This window comes from Spiribacter salilacus (assembly GCF_009649225.1).
GTDB classification, from domain to species: domain Bacteria; phylum Pseudomonadota; class Gammaproteobacteria; order Nitrococcales; family Nitrococcaceae; genus Spiribacter; species Spiribacter salilacus.
In genome coordinates this window covers 44,856-61,026 of the sequence record NZ_WJPP01000001.1, presented here as the reverse complement: position 1 = coordinate 61,026, position 16,171 = coordinate 44,856, and the positions used below count along the sequence as shown (strand labels likewise).

Genomic DNA, 16,171 nt, shown 5'->3' with positions numbered 1-16,171 from the left:
CCAACAATGGCTGACAAGCTCAATTATAAAGGGCATGATGATTTTAGTGCGAAGGCTATCACTGACAAACACGGGAGGTTGTCTTTGCGACTAACCAGCCCAGAATTTGCGGATGGCACCGAAATGCCGTGGAGCGTGTCGGCGGCCAACGAAAACCGCCTGCCAACACTGAATATCCACGACACCCCAGAAGCCACCGTCAGCCTAACCCTAGTGCTGGAAGATTTGAGCTCTCCCTTGGGCATCGTCACGCATTGGCTCGCTTGGAACCTCCCGCCGCAAATCACGCATATTGATGCCCTACACTTCCCTAAAGAGGCCATCGTTGGAATCAGTACCTTTGGCAAGATTGGCTATATGGGGCCTATTCCCCCTGAGGGCACTCATACCTATCGTTTCATTGTGCACGCCCTAGACTGTGAACTGTCTTTGCCCTCAGGTGCGCCACGCTCGGCGTTTGATGCCGCAGTGGCCGGGCACATTATTGATCGCGCTGAGCTGCGCGGCATATTGCAACGAGCATGAAAAAGCATTATCGGGCCAATGCGTTTTTTTCTACGGTCAACCCCACCGTTTTTGTTGTGGCTGCCGCGATGGTTCTAGGCTTTGTGGGTTTTGGCGTGCTGCTGCCCGAACGGGCCGCTACAACTTTTGATGCGTTAAACACCTTTATCACCGAATACCTCGGCTGGACTTATCTGGTTGCTGTTACTTTTTTTGTCGGCTTTCTCTTTTGGTTAGCCTTAAGCCGCTACGGCAGCATCAAACTAGGCCAGCCCGAAGATACACCGCAGTTTAGCTTTCTTGCCTGGTTTGCCATGCTCTTTAGCGCTGGAATGGGTATTGGGCTTGTTTTCTGGAGCGTTGCCGAGCCTATTTTGCATTACCAGAACCCGCCTACCGGCCCAGGAGAAACCGCAGAGGCTGCCCGCAACGCCATGGTGTACACCTTTTTTCATTGGGGCCTACACGCATGGGCCGTTTATGTGGTGTTAGGGCTATCGGTTGCTTATTTTAGCTTCCGTCATCGTCTGCCTCTTACCATTCGCTCAATTTTCTACCCACTGATTGGTGATCGAATCTATGGGCCGATCGGTCATCTGATCGATATTTTGGCCATCTTTGGCACTTTATTTGGACTGGCTACCTCACTGGGTTTTGGTGCAATGCAAATCAATACGGGCCTCAACTTACTCGTGGGGATGCCCATTTCTCACTGGTGGCAGGTTGGTATCATCAGCTTTATCACCACCATCGCAGTTTTCTCAGTCATTTCTGGCTTAGACCGCGGATTAAAATGGCTGAGCCTCTTTAACCTTGGTTTGGCTCTGAGTTTTATGACCTTTGTTCTGCTGGTTGGCCCAACCCTGTTTATCATCCGTTTTTTACTAGAGTCGATTGGCGGTTATTTTCAGCAATTAATTCAGATGAGCCTGCAAACCAACGCCATTACTGGATCTGCATGGCAAAAAGACTGGACCATGTTTTACTGGGCCTGGTGGATCGCATGGTCACCTTTCGTTGGCATTTTTATTGCCCGTATTTCAAGAGGAAGGACGATTCGCGAATTTATTGTTGGTGTATTGGGGCTTCCTACGCTATTTGTCTTTGTCTGGATGTCCGTCTTTGGCGGCACGGCACTGCATATAGAGCTATTTAGTGACAACCCAGAAATTGCCTCTGCGGTGGCTACCGATACCACCATTGCGCTATATGCCCTGCTTGATGCGCTGCCACTGAGCACCTTTGCCTCAATTACCGCAACGCTTCTGATCGTGACGTATTTCATCACCTCCTCAGATTCCGGCACCTATGTGATTGATTCTTTAATCTCTCGCGGGGCTAAACACTCACCTAAGCGTCAGCGCGTTATTTGGGGTCTCACCGAAGGCACCGTTGCGGCCACCTTACTCATTGTTGGTGGAGAACAAGCACTAGACAGTCTGCAAACCGGCGCACTAACCGCAGGTTTCCCCGTTGCCATCATTTTGTCAGTTTGTTGCTTTAGCTTAGTCAAGGCTTTACGCAATGAATATAAAGTGCCGGGTGTGCATCCCGATTGGGCATAACATGAACTCATCACCCCTAAAAATTGAAACGGTAGACCGTTACGAAGCCGCACTTGAACTGATTGAATCTGCAGCGCGGAGTGCTCTGACTTACTTCAATGAGCAAGACAGCTTGGTTAAAGAATCCAAAGTTGCCCCGATGGATGTAGTTAGCCAAGCAGACCGAGAAGTGGAGAGCGCGCTGCGCCAACAACTCAAAGCGATTTTCCCGGATGACAGCGTCATTGGCGAAGAGGGCGGTATCAGTCCAGGGCAATCCGACTACACCTGGGTTATTGACCCCATCGATGGCACATTACCGTTTGTTAGTGGGCTGCCCCACTGGTGTATCGCGATCGCACTGATGGAGGCGGAAACGACGGTTGCTGCCGTCACACTAGCCCCCGTTTCTGGCCAACATTACGCCGCCGCCCGCGGGGCCGGGTTTTGGGTCAATCATCATTTACAACCAGCCATCACAAACCGCCCACTGGTTGGCAACATGACGGCCATCGGCGCAAGTCCTTGGGCAGATCCATCTGTTCTGGGCCACTGCATTCAAAGCGTATTAGAAGCGGGCAGCCTGCACTATCGCAATGGATCAGGTGCCCTAATGCTCGCGGAAGTTGCCGCAGGCCACCTTGCGGGTTATTACGAACCGCACATGAAGGCGTGGGATTGCTTAGGTGGATTACTCATGGTTGAAGAAGCCGGCGGTGTGATTGCGCCAATTGATAACAAGCAACTTATGAGCGATGGACATGAGGTATTGGCGGCAACGCCAGCAGCGTTTACGCCATTAGAAACAATTATTAAATCAGCAATACAGACGCAATCGTAAAATAGATAATCACGCCTAACACGTCGGCCAGCGAGGTCACTAAGGGGCCAGAAGCAGCGGCAGGGTCTTTTTCTAAAATCGCGAAAATAAACGGCAAAGACATACCGATTAACGCACCAAGTAGCACGATCGTAATCATCGCTATTGCCACCACAATGGCCACTTCAATGCCACCGCGCCAAATCCCAATCAGCCATACAGCGGCAGCCATCGTGACACCAAGCGCCACGGCAATGGCCACTTCACGACTTAACAAGCGACCAAAATCGCGTAACCGCACATCGCCGGTGGCAAGCGCTCGCACCATCAGCGTGGCTGACTGTGTACCCGCATTGCCTCCTGAGGCGATCAGCAAAGGCAGGAAGAATAAAAGCGACAAATGTGCCGCGATGGTTTCTTCAAAGTACGCGATACCCGCACCCGAGAAAATATTGCCAAACACTAATAAGACGAGCCAAAAGATTCGCGCGCGATACAGTTTGGTGATCGTGGCATCGGCCACGGACATATCAAACCGCTGGATGGTGGAGCCTTTATGGAAGTCTTCGGTTACCTCTTCTTCAGACACATCCATTGCATCATCGGCAGTCACAATGCCAACCAGCCGATCATCCTCATCGAGCACCGGCAGCGCTAACAAGTCATACCGTGCCACGCGGCGCGCGGCAGCCTCCTGCGGGTCATTCACATGCACTAACACCGGCTCGGTGTCCATGATATCGGCCACTCGTTGCCGCGGTGGTGCCGTTAGCAAGTCACGTAAACTCACAACGCCCAAAAGCTCACGTGACTCGCCAATGATATAGGCGTAGTAGATGGTTTCCGCATCAAGCGCTTGCCGCCGCAACGCGGTAATCGCATCGGTTGAGGTCAGCTCTGGGGCTAAAACCGCATAATCAGAGGTCATTACCGAACCAACCGTCCACTCCTCATGCGCAGACAAGCGCCGCAAATCTTCGCGCTCGGCTTTGGACAGAGCCGGCAACAACATTTCTTGAGCGGTCTCATCGAGCTGTTTAAATAAATCAGCCCGCTCATCGTGGCTCATGGCACCCATCAGCGAGACGAGCTCCCACTTTCCTAACCGCTCAGCAACGCTCACCTGAGCAGACGCGCGAAAATGCCCAATGAGCTCAGCTTGGTCGTGTAGAGAGAGCAAGCGAATGGCCGTTAGATCATCACCCTGTGGCAGCTCTTCAATCACCGAGGCTACATCAGCCAGCTCAAGTGACTCTAAGAACCGCCGAACCTCTGTTTGCTCGTCCTCTGCCAGCAGACGCACAATTTCCTCAGCAATCCGCTCGAGTGCGGCCTCGCCCTTTTCTGCTTTCAATTCTGAAAGAAGTTCTATGAGAAAACGCTGCGCCATAGGCCCAATCCGCTGGCAGTGGTGTACAATTAAAGGTTATGAATAAAAAACACCTACGCATTGTACTGGCTTTTCTTTTTGGTGCATCGATCTTTGGCCTAAGCCACTCTGCTCTGGCGGGTTTTTATATTGGTGCAGGTCAAATTCAAATGGATGTGGACTACGAGGGCGCGCTATCGCTTGAGCCAACGGTAGGTACGCTTCGCATTGGTCACACCGTAATTGGTGGTTTTTCTCTGGAAGGCCGCTTTGGTACGGGCACGAGTACTGAAACCGAAACCATTGAGGGAATCACAGGCGATTTCGAAGTCGAAACAATGGCTGGCTTCTATGGTGTTGCTCGAGGTCAAATCACCCCTCGCCTTGCGCTATACGGTATTGCGGGTGCCACCTATGCACGGGCTGAAGCCACCTATGGCACTCTAAAGGAAACCGGTGATGCCGCGGGACTGTCCTGGGGCGCCGGTGGTGAAATCGCAATCACGCCGCGCATTCATGCATTTATCGAAACCATGCGGCATTTTGATAAGGACGACTATTCCTCAGAAGGACTGACACTTGGTGTCCTCCTCCGCCTCTAAGCCGTATCCGCCACAGCGATTAGCGTGGTTTATTTGGGGGCTTGGAGCCGCCTTTTATCTCATCGCCTTTTTCCATCGCGTAGCCCCAGGGGTGATTACCGATGAGTTGATGTTTGACTTCAACCTCGGTGCGGCTGGGCTTGGCAGCCTATCTGCTTTTTACTTTTACACCTACGTGGCCATGCAGGTTCCCACCGGGGTGCTAGCCGATCGTTTTGGCCCTCGGTTACTACTCGGTTTTGGCGCGCTCATGGCAGCGCTGGGCGCTATTCTTTTTGCCCTCGCACCAAATTTTGCTATTGCCGCAACAGGGCGCGCGCTCATCGGCGCCTCGGTTGCCGTTGCCTTTGTGTCGATGCTTAAGATCTCAGCACACTGGATGGACGCCAAACGGTTTGCATTAGCCAGCGGTATCGCGCTTTCAATTGGTATGTTGGGTGCCATCGCCGCGGGGGTGCCTCTGCGCATCAGCGTCGATGGAATTGGGTGGCGTAACACCATGCTGATTATCGGTGGGGCCACGTTGGTTATCAGCGCCCTGATTTTTTACTTTGTAAGGACTGACCCGAGTAGCTATGGGTACCAGGGTTATGCCGTTGATGACGGGCAGACAACACCGAAACAAGGCATGCTCAGCGGCATTATTCATGTCTTACAACATCGCAATGCGCTATTACTCGTTTTCATTCCAGCCGGAATTGTTGGGCCATTGCTCACCTTCTCTGGTCTTTGGGGTGTGCCATTTCTAACCACCCATTATGGAATGACGGATAAAGAGGCGGCTTTCTACACCTCCTTAACTTTGGTGGCTTGGGCGCTGGGCGGCCCCTTGTTTGGATGGCTTACCGATCGTTTGCAACGGCGGAAATCGGTGTACTTAGCCGGTATTACGATGTTTCTATTAGCATGGATCGTCCTAATTCAAGTGCCTGCCCTTCCACTGGTGGTGCTTGCGCTGCTCTTATTCATTATCGGGCTTGGGTCTGGGGCAATGGTCATCTCATTCGCATTCGGCAAAGAATCGGTACCGGCGCATCTTGCTGGCACCTCATCTGGCCTTATCAACATGGGGGTAATGCTAGGGCCCATGTCGCTACAACCTGCCGTTGGCTGGTTATTAGAAAAACGCTGGACGGGTGAGCGCATTGATGGCTCACCGGTTTATGATTTGGCCAGTTACCAATTTGCCTTTAACGCCATGCTCATCTGGACGGTAATTGCCACCATTTTACTCGCGCTTACGCGCGAGACGTATGGCCGGCAAAAACACGTCGATTAGCCTAAAAAACGGCGTTAGAATGCCAAATATGGATAAATTTAACTCGACCAGTGTACTAGGCACGCCGTTAGAACGCTGCAGCGTCGACCCAATTACGGGTTTTTATCGCGATGGTTGTTGCAACACAGGGCACTCTGATCGCGGCATGCACACAGTCTGCGCGGTTATGACGGAGGCCTTTTTGGCCTTTAGCCTCGAAAAAGGCAATGATCTCAGCACGCCCCTTCCACAATTTGGTTTTCGCGGTTTACTGCCAGGCGATCAATGGTGTCTCTGCGCTTCTCGCTGGGTGGAAGCCTATCGCGCCGGCGTAGCGCCTCAAGTCAAACTGTCTGCCACGCACGAAGAAACACTAGCCGTGGTTGACTTAGAAGTCCTTAAGCAATACGCGGTGGATGGTGATTGATAAGCCCCTTCGGGGTGTGAAAGTGGTGGATTTTGGTCAGTATATGGCCGCACCCGCTGTTGCGATGATGCTAGCTGACCTCGGCGCTTTGGTTATTCACATTGACCCGCCTAGCGGCCCTCTATGGGATACCCCCGCTAATGCGACTCTTCAGCGCAACAAACAGATTGTAAATCTCGATCTAAAAACCGCCGAAGGCCAAGAGGCCGCACTTACCCTCATTGAAGAAGCCGACATCGTTATTGAAGGGTTTAGACCCGGCGTTATGCAAAGGCTGGGGGTTGATTTTACAGCGCTCAGGCAAGCCCAACCCGACCTCATTACGCTATCGATGCCCGGATTTGCGAGTGACGACGAGCTACGCCGGGACTGGCGCGCGTTTGAGAGTGTGATCTCAGCTAGCTCTGGGGTATTTTCTGACATGGGGTTAAACCGTATTTTAATGGGTGTTAATCCTTCCTTCTCCCCCCTCCCCTTGGGTTCGGCCTACGCCACCGTCATTGCAGCCGCCTCCGTTATTTCAGCGCTTTTTTCGCGAGCAAAAACCGGTATTGGCGATCAAATTGAGGTGCCGCTTGCCAGTGCGCTAATGGAGGGGCTGGGATATAACTCATTACATATTGAAAATGGCCCAGAGCGCTATAAAACGCTTCGCCAGCAGGAAATTGAACGCCGGCGCATTGAAGGGCTCCCAATGAATGTTAGCTACGAAACCCTCCAAGAGTTTCTTGATCCGTTCTTTAGAAACTACAAATGTAAAGATGGCCGAATGTTTTACGTCGTATGCCCAAGCCATCGAGGGCATGTGCGCCGCTGCTTGGAAACGCTCGGCCTGTATGACGAACTCGTTGCCGAAGGATTTGCGGATCAACTCGATGTCTACACATCAAGCCAAGACTGGCCACATGACGTCAGCCTAGGGCTATACCCACTACCCCGCGAGTGGGCTGACCATATTGCTGAGCGAATGAAAGCGGTTTTCCTAACTCGAACGACTAAGGAGTGGGAGAGAATCTTCGGGCGCGGCCGTTTCCCGGGCAGCCCACAGCGCTGGCTTCAAGAATGGATTAACGATGATCACGCCGAAACGGCGGGGTTGATGGTTGAAGTTAACGACCCGGTCTATGGCGTCATGACGCAACCTGCGCCTCTGGTTTGGATGCAAGAATGCGGAGAGGCCATGCTAAAGCCAAATCCGCGCTGGTGGATCAGCTTTGATCAGGCACTGAATGAAATGCGTTCACTACCAACCCGGCTTCCGCGGCGGCGTACCCAGCTGCAAGGTAAAGGCTGGCTAGACGGTATACGCATAGTTGATCTCTGCAACGTCATCGCAGGCCCCCACTCCACCGCTTTTTTAGCCCGATTTGGAGCCGAGGTCATTAAGATTGATCCTGCAAGCCCACAATACGACCCAACAAACACAGTCATTTATGGACTCACTCACATGCGCTCCAAGCGCTCTTGTCTGCTTGATTTTCGGCCACCAGCCGGCAGAGAAGCATTAAACCAACTTATTCGCAGTGCCGATGTGGTGGTATGGAACGCAACGGATGAACAAGTCCAACGATTTGGCTTTGACGCCGCCAGCTTAAAAGCGATCAACCCGCAGGCAATCTTCTGTCAACTCGATTGCTTTGGAGGAATACGCACAGGACCGCGCAGCAATTACCCAGGTTACGACGATTTGGTACAGGCAACCACTGGCGTAATGCTGCGCTTTGGTGGGGGGATGGATACGCCTGAAGAACATGCGCATGTTGGCACGATCGATGTGATGTGTGGTTTTGCTGCAGCAATGGGCATTGCCACTGCGCTATTTGCTCGCACTCATACCGGGCATGCGTATCGGCCAAGAACCTCTTTGGCGGCATTAAGCGGACTGCTGCAACTACCCTACTGCTACGACTACCCCCGCCGCGGTTTGTTTGATGAACCATCGGGTCCTGAAACACCTGGGCTAAATGATCTGACGCGGTTTTATCAAGCATCGGATGGTTACGTACTGCTCTGCGCTTACGAGAAAGATTTGCCGCGGTTAGCAGCGCTAGAGGAGTTTGCCGGCCTAGACGATTGCCCGGTAGATAATCGGGCAGCATTCTTAGCCACCATCTTTGCAACAGCAAGAGCAGAGGATTGGGTCAACTGGCTACAGACTGCCGACATTGGTGCAGCTGTTTGTGAAACGCTCGAAACAATTCGCGCCTACAACAGCCACCCACCCTTTGAAACCGACACTTACTCCCCACAGGGTACATTTTCCTTCACACGCTATGAAGATCACCCCAGTGGTCATGTGATTACTCAGGCCGACCCTCATGCAGTTCGGGTGACTGAAAGCATCATCGCCACTCCGCGGCCTGGTCAAAAATACGGCCAATCAACTCGGGCCATCCTACGCGAGGCTAATCAAGATGAATCCCGAATCGACACCCTGCTTGCAGAAGGCATCGCGAGTGAATCTTGGGGCAACATGTACCTACCCGATTGACGTAGCATCTGCCATCGAAAGCGCACCAAAATTGCAGCCGTTGCACCCCAAATATAGTAAGGCCCGTACGGCAAAGCCCATAAAAGCCGCTTTCGTCCTCGATAGGGGTAACGAAAAGGCCGATAGGCGGCGCGCTGCAAAACGGCTGCTACCGGTATTTCAAAAATCTCAACCACCTCAGCTAAACATGGCAACAGGAGCGCCGCCGGATCAATGCGCCCAACCACCGGCGTTACTTCAAATCCCGTGCCTGTTAGATACCTCGGCAACTGATGCGTAACCTGAACAAAACGGGAATCTAACCCCACCTCTTCTTGCGCCTCGCGCAACGCCGCGGCCGTATGATGACGATCCTGCGGCTCAACCACCCCACCTGGAAAACAAATCTGCCCCGCATGATCAGGCAATGCCAAGCTGCGCCGCGTAAGAATCAAGCGATCGCCGCCCGGCCTTTCAACAAGACCCACAAGCACCGCTGCTTGTCTGACAAGTGGCTTAGAATTATTCATTTGGAATAAGCATATCGGAAAATGTTCTTTCCCTCTGCCCCATCACTGGTTCTAACCTACTCACCTTTCGTAGGCATTAACAACGATGGAGATTAAAATGCTTAACCTAAAACAATCGCTAATTACGGCTGCTGGCGCAGCGGTGCTAGCGATCGGCAGCCTGGCTCAGGCCTCTGAATATCTGGTTTCAACTGACTGGCTAGAAGAAAACCTTGATCGACAGGATTTACGGGTTATCGAAGTGAGCGTAAACCCGGGCGTGTTTGAGCGCGGCCATATTCCCGGCGCAGTTAATTTTCGCTGGCACACCGATTTAGTGGATACGGTGAGTCGCGACATTATTGCTGGCGATGATTTCCAAGGCCTATTACAAGACGCCGGCATTTCAGATGACACCGAAATTGTGCTTTACGGCGACACCAATAATTGGTTTGCTGCGTGGGGAGCATGGATTTTCGACATTTATGGCGTTGAAAATGTGCGCTTGCTCGACGGGGGCAGAAGCAAATGGGAAGCCGAGGGGCGGCCTTTAAGTGTACGCCCAAGCAATTACACGGCTGGCAACATTGAAATTGGGGAACCCAATCTCGAACTACGCGCATTCCTGCCCGAAGTGGTTGAGGTGGCACGATCTGAGAATCCCGAGGTAGACCTCGTTGACATTCGTTCCGCCGCTGAATACGAAGGGCGAGTCATCGCACCAGAGGGCGTAAATGAGCTTGCCGTTCGCGCAGGACACATTCCCAGCGCTGTCAACGTAAGCTGGGGCGAGGCCGTTGCCGAAGATGGTACCTTTAAATCTGCCGATGAGTTGCGTGAGATTTATGCAGCCGCAGGTGTAGATGGTTCAAACCCTATCATTACCTATTGCAGAATTGGCGAGCGATCCAGCCACACCTGGTTTGCGCTGAGCAAAATTCTGGGCTTTGATGTTAAAAACTATGATGGATCTTGGACTGAGTACGGTAATTCAGTCGGTGTCCCTGTCACCAACCTTGCCGGTACCGTTTGGGGTGGTCAGTAATTAAGGAATAAAACCGTTGAATATTCAGCGACTCTCTATCAGCGGCGCCATTTTGGCGTCGCTGCTTTTTACCGCTTGGCTGATCAATGGTGACAGCAGAGACAGTCAGGCAATTGCTTTCTCTCTGGTTGCCGGTGGTCTATTCGGCTACATCCTGCAGCGTGCCCGGTTCTGTTTTTTCTGTATTACTCGAGATTTTTTAGAACAACGCGATTCGAGCGGGCTACTTGCACTGGTCATCGCTCTTTTAGTGGGCACGCTGGGGTATCACGCCGTTTTTGGTTTGTTTCTGCCTGACCCGAGTGTTGGGCGTCTACCTCCCGATGCCCATATTGGCCCAATAAGCTGGGTTCTTGCGCTGGCTGCATTAGTCTTTGGCATTGGCATGGCACTCTCGCGATCATGCATTAGTGCGCATTTGTACCGCCTAGGCGAAGGTTCAATTGGCTCCATCCCCGCCTTACTAGGGGCGTTGCTCGGCTTTGGAATTGGCTTTGCGACGTGGAACACGCTCTATTTAGCTGCCATTCAGCAAGGGCCAGTTGTGTGGCTACCTAGTTACCTTGGCTATGCTGGATCCGCGTTATTACAAATTGCTGTCTTAGGTGCCATTGCGCTGGTCTTGCTGCGTAAACACCAAATGCCCAGCGCCACAAAACCAACGCTTGGGCCAATCGCCACGCTCTTCCAGCAGCGATGGTCAGCGCCAATTGCCGGGCTTGCGATTGGGTTTCTCGCTGTCATTGTTTACCTGCGCGTGGCACCGCTCGGGGTAACCGCCGAGCTAGGCAGCCTATCGCGCACCGCTGGTGATCAACTCGGGCTCATCCCGTCTCGCTTGCAAGGATTAGACACGTTGGCCGGTTGTGCCACCGCGGTTAAGGAAACCCTGCTCTCCCCTAATGGCGCATTTGTGATTGGCATGGTCAGCATGGCTTTTGCAGCGGCTCTGCCGGCCGGTGATTTTAAGCCACGTCTGCCAAGCCTGTCAGAATCGGCCCGCAACTTTCTTGGCGGCACAATGCTGGGGTGGGGAGCGATGACGGCAATCGGATGCACCGTCGGAACACTCCTATCCGGCATCATGGCGGCTGCCTTGTCGGGTTGGATTTTTGCGGTATTCTGCTTAATTGGCGTTATCGGTACCTGGAAACTACTGCAGCGAACCCATTCATGACAAAACTACGAAAACTGGCTTTTCTGCTGATTCTTTTCATACCCGCGCTACCCGCGCATAGTATGGTCACTGCTGCGCACCCGCTTGCGACTGAAGCGGGGGTCGAGATTCTTGAAGCAGGCGGCTCAGCAATCGATGCGGCCATTGCAATTCAAGCGGTGCTAACGTTGGTCGAGCCCCAATCTAGTGGCATTGGTGGTGGCGCATTTTTGCTACATTACGGCTCAAAAGAGGGCCGCATACAGGCTTTTGACGGGCGAGAAACCGCCCCGCAAGCGGTACAAGAAACGCATTTTCTCGATACAACCGGTCAACCCCTTAAGTTTCTTGACGCCGTGCCTGGTGGCCGCTCGGTTGGTGTGCCCGGCGTTCTTCGAATGCTAGAAATGGCGCATGCTGAGCATGGGGCCTTGCCGTGGCATACGCTATTTGAGCCGGCAATCCGACTTGCAAATAATGGCTTTACGGCAACTCCGCGCCTTGCAGAAATGCTGCGCTTAGATCTTCCGCTTGATGCCTTTGAGCCAATGGCCGGCTACTTCTTTCCCAACGGAGAGCCCATCACTGCTGGCACGCAAATTAAAAATCCCACGCTGGCAAAAACGCTAACGCAAATTGCCACCGATGGTGCCGATGCCTTTTATGAAGGAGAACTTGCCCGGGCTATTGTTGAGACTGTGCAACGGAATGGTGGCCTATTGACGCTTGACGATATGGCCACGTATCAAGCCATAGAGCGCCCTGCCATTTGCCGCGAAGTGGCCGGCAGCAATGTCTGCAGCATGCCATTACCCAGTAGCGGCGGGATGAGCGTTTTGCAAATCTTGCGCCTATTCGAAATGGCGAGCTCAGTAACCCCCAACCCTACGCCAATGCTGCAAGCACATTTGATGCTCGAGGCATCACGTCTGGCATTTGCAGACCGTAATGAATATTTAGGCGATACCGATTTTGTTGAGGTGCCGGTTAACACGTTACTCAGTGAGAACTACCTTAAACAACGCGCCAACCTGATCTCAGCCGATAAATCTCTAGGAATCGCAAGGCCTGGCCTTAACGCAGATCAAGCGCGTGCAAGCGGTAGCAAGCTGATTAATCATTCAACTAGCCATTTCAGCGTGATTGATTCGTCAAACAACGCGGTGTCTATGACCTCATCTATTGAGATGCCCTTTGGCTCGCGCCTAATGGTGGGTGGATTTTTATTGAATAACCAGTTAACGGATTTTCGCTTTGATCCGTTAGCAGCCAATGGGCAGCCGCACCCTAACCGAGTTCAACCGGGTAAGCGGCCCTTATCTTCCATGTCACCGGTTATCGCTTTAAATTCAGAGGGCTTGCCTGAGTTAGTCATTGGCTCGCCGGGTGGCACCCGAATCATCGGGTTTGTTGCGCAGCGCGTTGCGTCCATCCTCATTCATAATCAGCCAATAGAAGCCGCTATTCAGACTGGCAGCTTTGTTAATCGCAATGGAAAAACGGAGCTTGAAGCAGATACAACCGCTGCCGAACTGGCCGGGGCTCTCGAAGAGTTAGGCCATGAAATAACCGTGCAACCGCTAACCAGCGGCTTGCACGGTATTGAACGCCTTTCCGATGGCACTATGCGTGGGGCGGCTGATCCGCGGCGCGAGGGTTCAGTCGGTCAAATACAGCGGCAATCTCCTCAAGAATAGTCGGATCATCGATTGTTGCCGGCATCGTCCATTCATCCTGATTAGCCATGCTACGCAGCGTGCCACGTAGGGTTTTACCCGAGCGTGTTTTCGGTAGCCTCGGCACAACAACACATTGCTTGAACGCAGCAACGGGGCCAATCTGATCACGCACGCGTTGGATAAGTTCTTTAACCAAGGCCTGCTCATCACCATTAAATGATGAGTTTGTCACAATAAGCCCCATTGGTAATTGACCCTTGGTTGCATCACGCACACCAAATACCGCTGCTTCGGCAACGTCGGGGTGATCGCTGAGCACCTCTTCCATACCACCGGTTGATAAACGATGACCCGCAACATTAATCACATCATCAATGCGGCTCATAATATGAACATAGCCATCCTGATCGACGATTCCGGAGTCGCCCGATAAGTAATACCCGGGATACTGGGTTAAATAGCTCTCGCGATGTCGTTCCCGATCTCGCCACAACGCAGCCATCGTGCCAGGTGGCAGAGGCAACTTAATGGCGATGTTGCCAAGCTCGCCAGCCGGCAGCGGAGTGCCGTCTTCATCAAGTGCCTGAACGTCGTACCCCGGCATTGGCTTGCCCGCACTCCCAATTTTGACGGGTAACGCTTCGATGCCGGCCGAGTAACCTGAAATGGCCCAACCGGTTTCTGTTTGCCACCAGTGATCGTAAACCGGCACGCCGAGTAGGCGCTCTGCCCACCGTACGCTGTCTGGATCGGAGCGCTCCCCAGCCAAGAAGAAGGCCTTAAGCGAGCTTAAGTCGTAATGCCCAATCCACTGCCCGTCTGAGTCGTCTTTACGGATGGCCCGCAGCGCCGTGGGGGCCGTAAAAAATGCTTTCGCCTTGTACTGTGATATCACTCGCCAAAAGGCACTGGCATCGGGTGTTCCTACCGGCTTGCCTTCATACATCACCGTGGTTGAGCCGTTGATCAGCGGGCCGTAAACGATATACGAATGCCCGACTACCCAACCAATATCAGAGGCAGTAAACATCACCTCACCTGGCTCAACGTTGTAGATATTGCGCATCGTCCACTGCAGGGCCACCGCATGTCCGCCATGATCGCGCACAATGCCCTTGGGCCGACCCGTTGTGCCTGAGGTATAAAGAATATAAAGCGGATGCGTGGCGTCAACCGGCACGCAATCCACGGGCTCTGCCGCGGCTACGGCCTCTACCCAATCTTGATCTTTTTCTGGGTCGAGCGCGCAACGCTGCTTTTCACGCTGCAGGATTAAACACTTTTTGACTGGGTGAGTGGCAAGCGATAGAGCGCGATCCAGCAATCCTTTGTAATCCACAACGCCCGAGGGCTCGATACCGCAAGACGCGGAGAGAATAAGCGCAGGCTCAGCATCATCAATGCGCTTTGCCAACTCAGGAGCGGCAAAGCCACCAAACACCACGGAGTGAATGGCACCGATGCGCGCGCAGGCAAGCATAGCCATGGCGGCCTCAGGCACCATAGGCATATAAATGACCACTCGATCACCCTGCTCTACACCGGCTGCGCGCAGCGCTCCAGCCAGCCGAGCCACTGCATCAGTTAGCTCCGCATAGGTGTAGGTAGCGGTTTGCCCACTGACTGGACTGTCCCAAATCAGCGCAGGCTGTTGGCCGCGCCCAGCCTCCACATGCCGATCCAGCGCGTTATAGCAGGTGTTTAATCGCCCACCGGTAAACCATCGATAAAACGGAGCATCACTCTCATCTAACACCGTGTCCCAGGGCTTATCCCAGACAATCGCTTCTGCCTGCTCAGCCCAAAACTTGACCGGATCAGTAACTGCCTGACTCATGATGCCTCCTTCTGCTTACAACGCCACCGCCAAACACCCTCAGCGGTTAGCCAGATATCCTTTCCGTAGAGCTGTTCAAAAAGGGCGCGCTGCTCTGGGTCTGCCAACCATTTTGACCATCGATCCAGAAGTGCCTGCTCTAATGCCTCACAAGAATCCGCTTGCAGCGCTGCTTCCAACCCCTCGTCCATCATCGCTTCAAGCCGCGCCGCCGCGGCGGGCACATCACGAATTAAAGGAAAATGCCCAGGCGCCACCTGTTGAATGCCCTCACGAACAATGCGATCAAGGGTTTTTCGATAGGCTTCTGGATTGAATTGTGGCGGTGGCGTTACCGGCACCAGCATCGGTTGGTCAGTTTTTGCCAGCTCGGGATAACCCGCCCCAAAAGCATCGCCAGCCATCAATGTCTGACTGCGCGGATCAATCACGCCCAATTGATGCCAGGCGTGACCAGGCGTGTGCATGATGGGCAGCGCCAAGCTACCGAGGGTCAGACTGGTGTTATCGTCAAACGTGACGATGCGGTCTTCAGACACTGGTGTCACAGGCGCATATTCACGCTCAAAAAACGCATCCCCATACAAAGCCCGCACGCCGGTTTCTAGGCGTGATGGGTCCACTAGATGGTCTTTACCAGACGGGTGAACCCCCAGTTTTGCATGCGGCAGCATTTTCATGAGCGCACCGGCACCGCCTGCATGATCTAAATGCACATGCGTTGGGACCACCCACTCGATTGAATCAAGACTGATGCCAGTTTGCTCTAACGCGCCTAACAAAGGCTCAGCGGTAGCGGTAACGCCACAGTCGACAATCGCCGCGTGGCCGTTATTAACGACGATATAACAAGCGGTATGCCCGGCTCGAAGATATCCGGTGTCAAATCGGTACAGCCCTTCGGCGATTAGCGCCAAACGGTCTGCGACCTTGCGCTCTGGCATGGCCCCT

14 protein-coding genes are annotated in these 16,171 nt (G+C 53.2%); 10 read left to right on the top strand and 4 right to left on the bottom strand.

Going from position 1 to position 16,171, the window contains the following annotated elements; translation table 11 throughout:
- The first annotated feature begins 84 nt into the window (after nucleotides 1-84).
- Genes GH984_RS00300 through GH984_RS00290 form a run of 3 tightly spaced genes read left to right on the top strand, consistent with a single transcriptional unit; the run spans nucleotide 85 to nucleotide 2,889 of the window.
- A complete protein-coding gene (locus GH984_RS00300; protein WP_172973151.1) occupies nucleotides 85-525 on the top strand; it encodes a YbhB/YbcL family Raf kinase inhibitor-like protein in 441 nt (146 codons plus the stop codon).
- The gene (locus GH984_RS00295; protein ID WP_153718230.1) at nucleotides 522-2,069 is read left to right on the top strand and encodes a BCCT family transporter; all 1,548 of its coding nucleotides are present in this window, start codon (nucleotides 522-524) and stop codon (nucleotides 2,067-2,069) included. The genes GH984_RS00300 and GH984_RS00295 overlap by 4 nt, the downstream gene beginning before the upstream one ends.
- A gap of 1 nt (nucleotide 2,070) precedes the next feature.
- Entirely contained in the window at nucleotides 2,071-2,889 is an 819-nt protein-coding gene (locus tag GH984_RS00290) for an inositol monophosphatase family protein (RefSeq protein WP_172973123.1), read from the top strand.
- Here GH984_RS00290 and mgtE read toward each other — a convergent pair.
- A complete protein-coding gene (mgtE, locus tag GH984_RS00285) occupies nucleotides 2,861-4,258 on the bottom strand; it encodes a magnesium transporter (protein WP_153718228.1) in 1,398 nt (465 codons plus the stop codon). The genes GH984_RS00290 and mgtE overlap by 29 nt on opposite strands.
- A gap of 38 nt (nucleotides 4,259-4,296) precedes the next feature.
- On the opposite strand from mgtE, the gene GH984_RS00280 reads away from it, so the two are divergent.
- The 4 genes from GH984_RS00280 to GH984_RS00265 are packed head-to-tail and all read left to right on the top strand — an operon-like array spanning nucleotide 4,297 to nucleotide 9,015.
- The gene (locus tag GH984_RS00280; protein ID WP_153718227.1) at nucleotides 4,297-4,839 is read left to right on the top strand and encodes an outer membrane beta-barrel protein; all 543 of its coding nucleotides are present in this window, start codon (nucleotides 4,297-4,299) and stop codon (nucleotides 4,837-4,839) included.
- Nucleotides 4,820-6,118, top strand: a complete 1,299-nt coding sequence (locus GH984_RS00275; protein WP_369691868.1) for an MFS transporter — start codon at nucleotides 4,820-4,822, stop codon at nucleotides 6,116-6,118. Before GH984_RS00280 ends, GH984_RS00275 begins: the two co-directional genes overlap by 20 nt.
- 28 nt (nucleotides 6,119-6,146) lie before the next feature.
- Complete coding sequence (locus GH984_RS00270) at nucleotides 6,147-6,524, top strand: DUF2237 family protein (RefSeq protein ID WP_153718225.1); 378 nt, start codon at nucleotides 6,147-6,149, stop codon at nucleotides 6,522-6,524.
- A complete protein-coding gene (locus tag GH984_RS00265) occupies nucleotides 6,514-9,015 on the top strand; it encodes a CoA transferase (protein WP_153718224.1) in 2,502 nt (833 codons plus the stop codon). Before GH984_RS00270 ends, GH984_RS00265 begins: the two co-directional genes overlap by 11 nt.
- Here the strand turns inward: GH984_RS00265 and GH984_RS00260 are convergent.
- Nucleotides 8,934-9,539, bottom strand: coding sequence for a CoA pyrophosphatase (locus tag GH984_RS00260; protein WP_369691907.1), 606 nt, complete (start codon nucleotides 9,537-9,539; stop codon nucleotides 8,934-8,936). The two genes, GH984_RS00265 and GH984_RS00260, sit on opposite strands and share 82 nt — an antisense overlap.
- An 82-nt stretch (nucleotides 9,540-9,621) precedes the next feature.
- Between GH984_RS00260 and GH984_RS00255 the strand changes: the two genes are divergently transcribed.
- From GH984_RS00255 to ggt, 3 genes are read left to right on the top strand one after another with little or no spacing between them, the layout of a single operon-like run.
- Complete coding sequence (locus GH984_RS00255) at nucleotides 9,622-10,548, top strand: sulfurtransferase (protein WP_153718222.1); 927 nt, start codon at nucleotides 9,622-9,624, stop codon at nucleotides 10,546-10,548.
- Nucleotides 10,549-10,564: 16 nt separating this feature from the next.
- Nucleotides 10,565-11,725, top strand: a complete 1,161-nt coding sequence (locus tag GH984_RS00250; protein ID WP_153718221.1) for a YeeE/YedE family protein — start codon at nucleotides 10,565-10,567, stop codon at nucleotides 11,723-11,725.
- Nucleotides 11,722-13,401 carry a gamma-glutamyltransferase gene (gene ggt, locus GH984_RS00245; protein ID WP_153718220.1) on the top strand — a complete coding sequence of 560 codons (1,680 nt, stop codon included), beginning with the start codon at nucleotides 11,722-11,724 and terminating at the stop codon, nucleotides 13,399-13,401. Before GH984_RS00250 ends, ggt begins: the two co-directional genes overlap by 4 nt.
- On the opposite strand, the gene GH984_RS00240 is transcribed toward ggt, so the two are convergent.
- Together GH984_RS00240 and GH984_RS00235 are read right to left on the bottom strand one after the other, a co-directional pair.
- Nucleotides 13,328-15,220, bottom strand: coding sequence for a propionyl-CoA synthetase (locus GH984_RS00240; RefSeq protein WP_153718219.1), 1,893 nt, complete (start codon nucleotides 15,218-15,220; stop codon nucleotides 13,328-13,330). The genes ggt and GH984_RS00240 overlap by 74 nt on opposite strands.
- Nucleotides 15,217-16,164, bottom strand: a complete 948-nt coding sequence (locus tag GH984_RS00235; RefSeq protein ID WP_153718218.1) for an MBL fold metallo-hydrolase — start codon at nucleotides 16,162-16,164, stop codon at nucleotides 15,217-15,219. Before GH984_RS00235 ends, GH984_RS00240 begins: the two co-directional genes overlap by 4 nt.
- Between the last annotated feature and the right edge of the window lie 7 nt (nucleotides 16,165-16,171).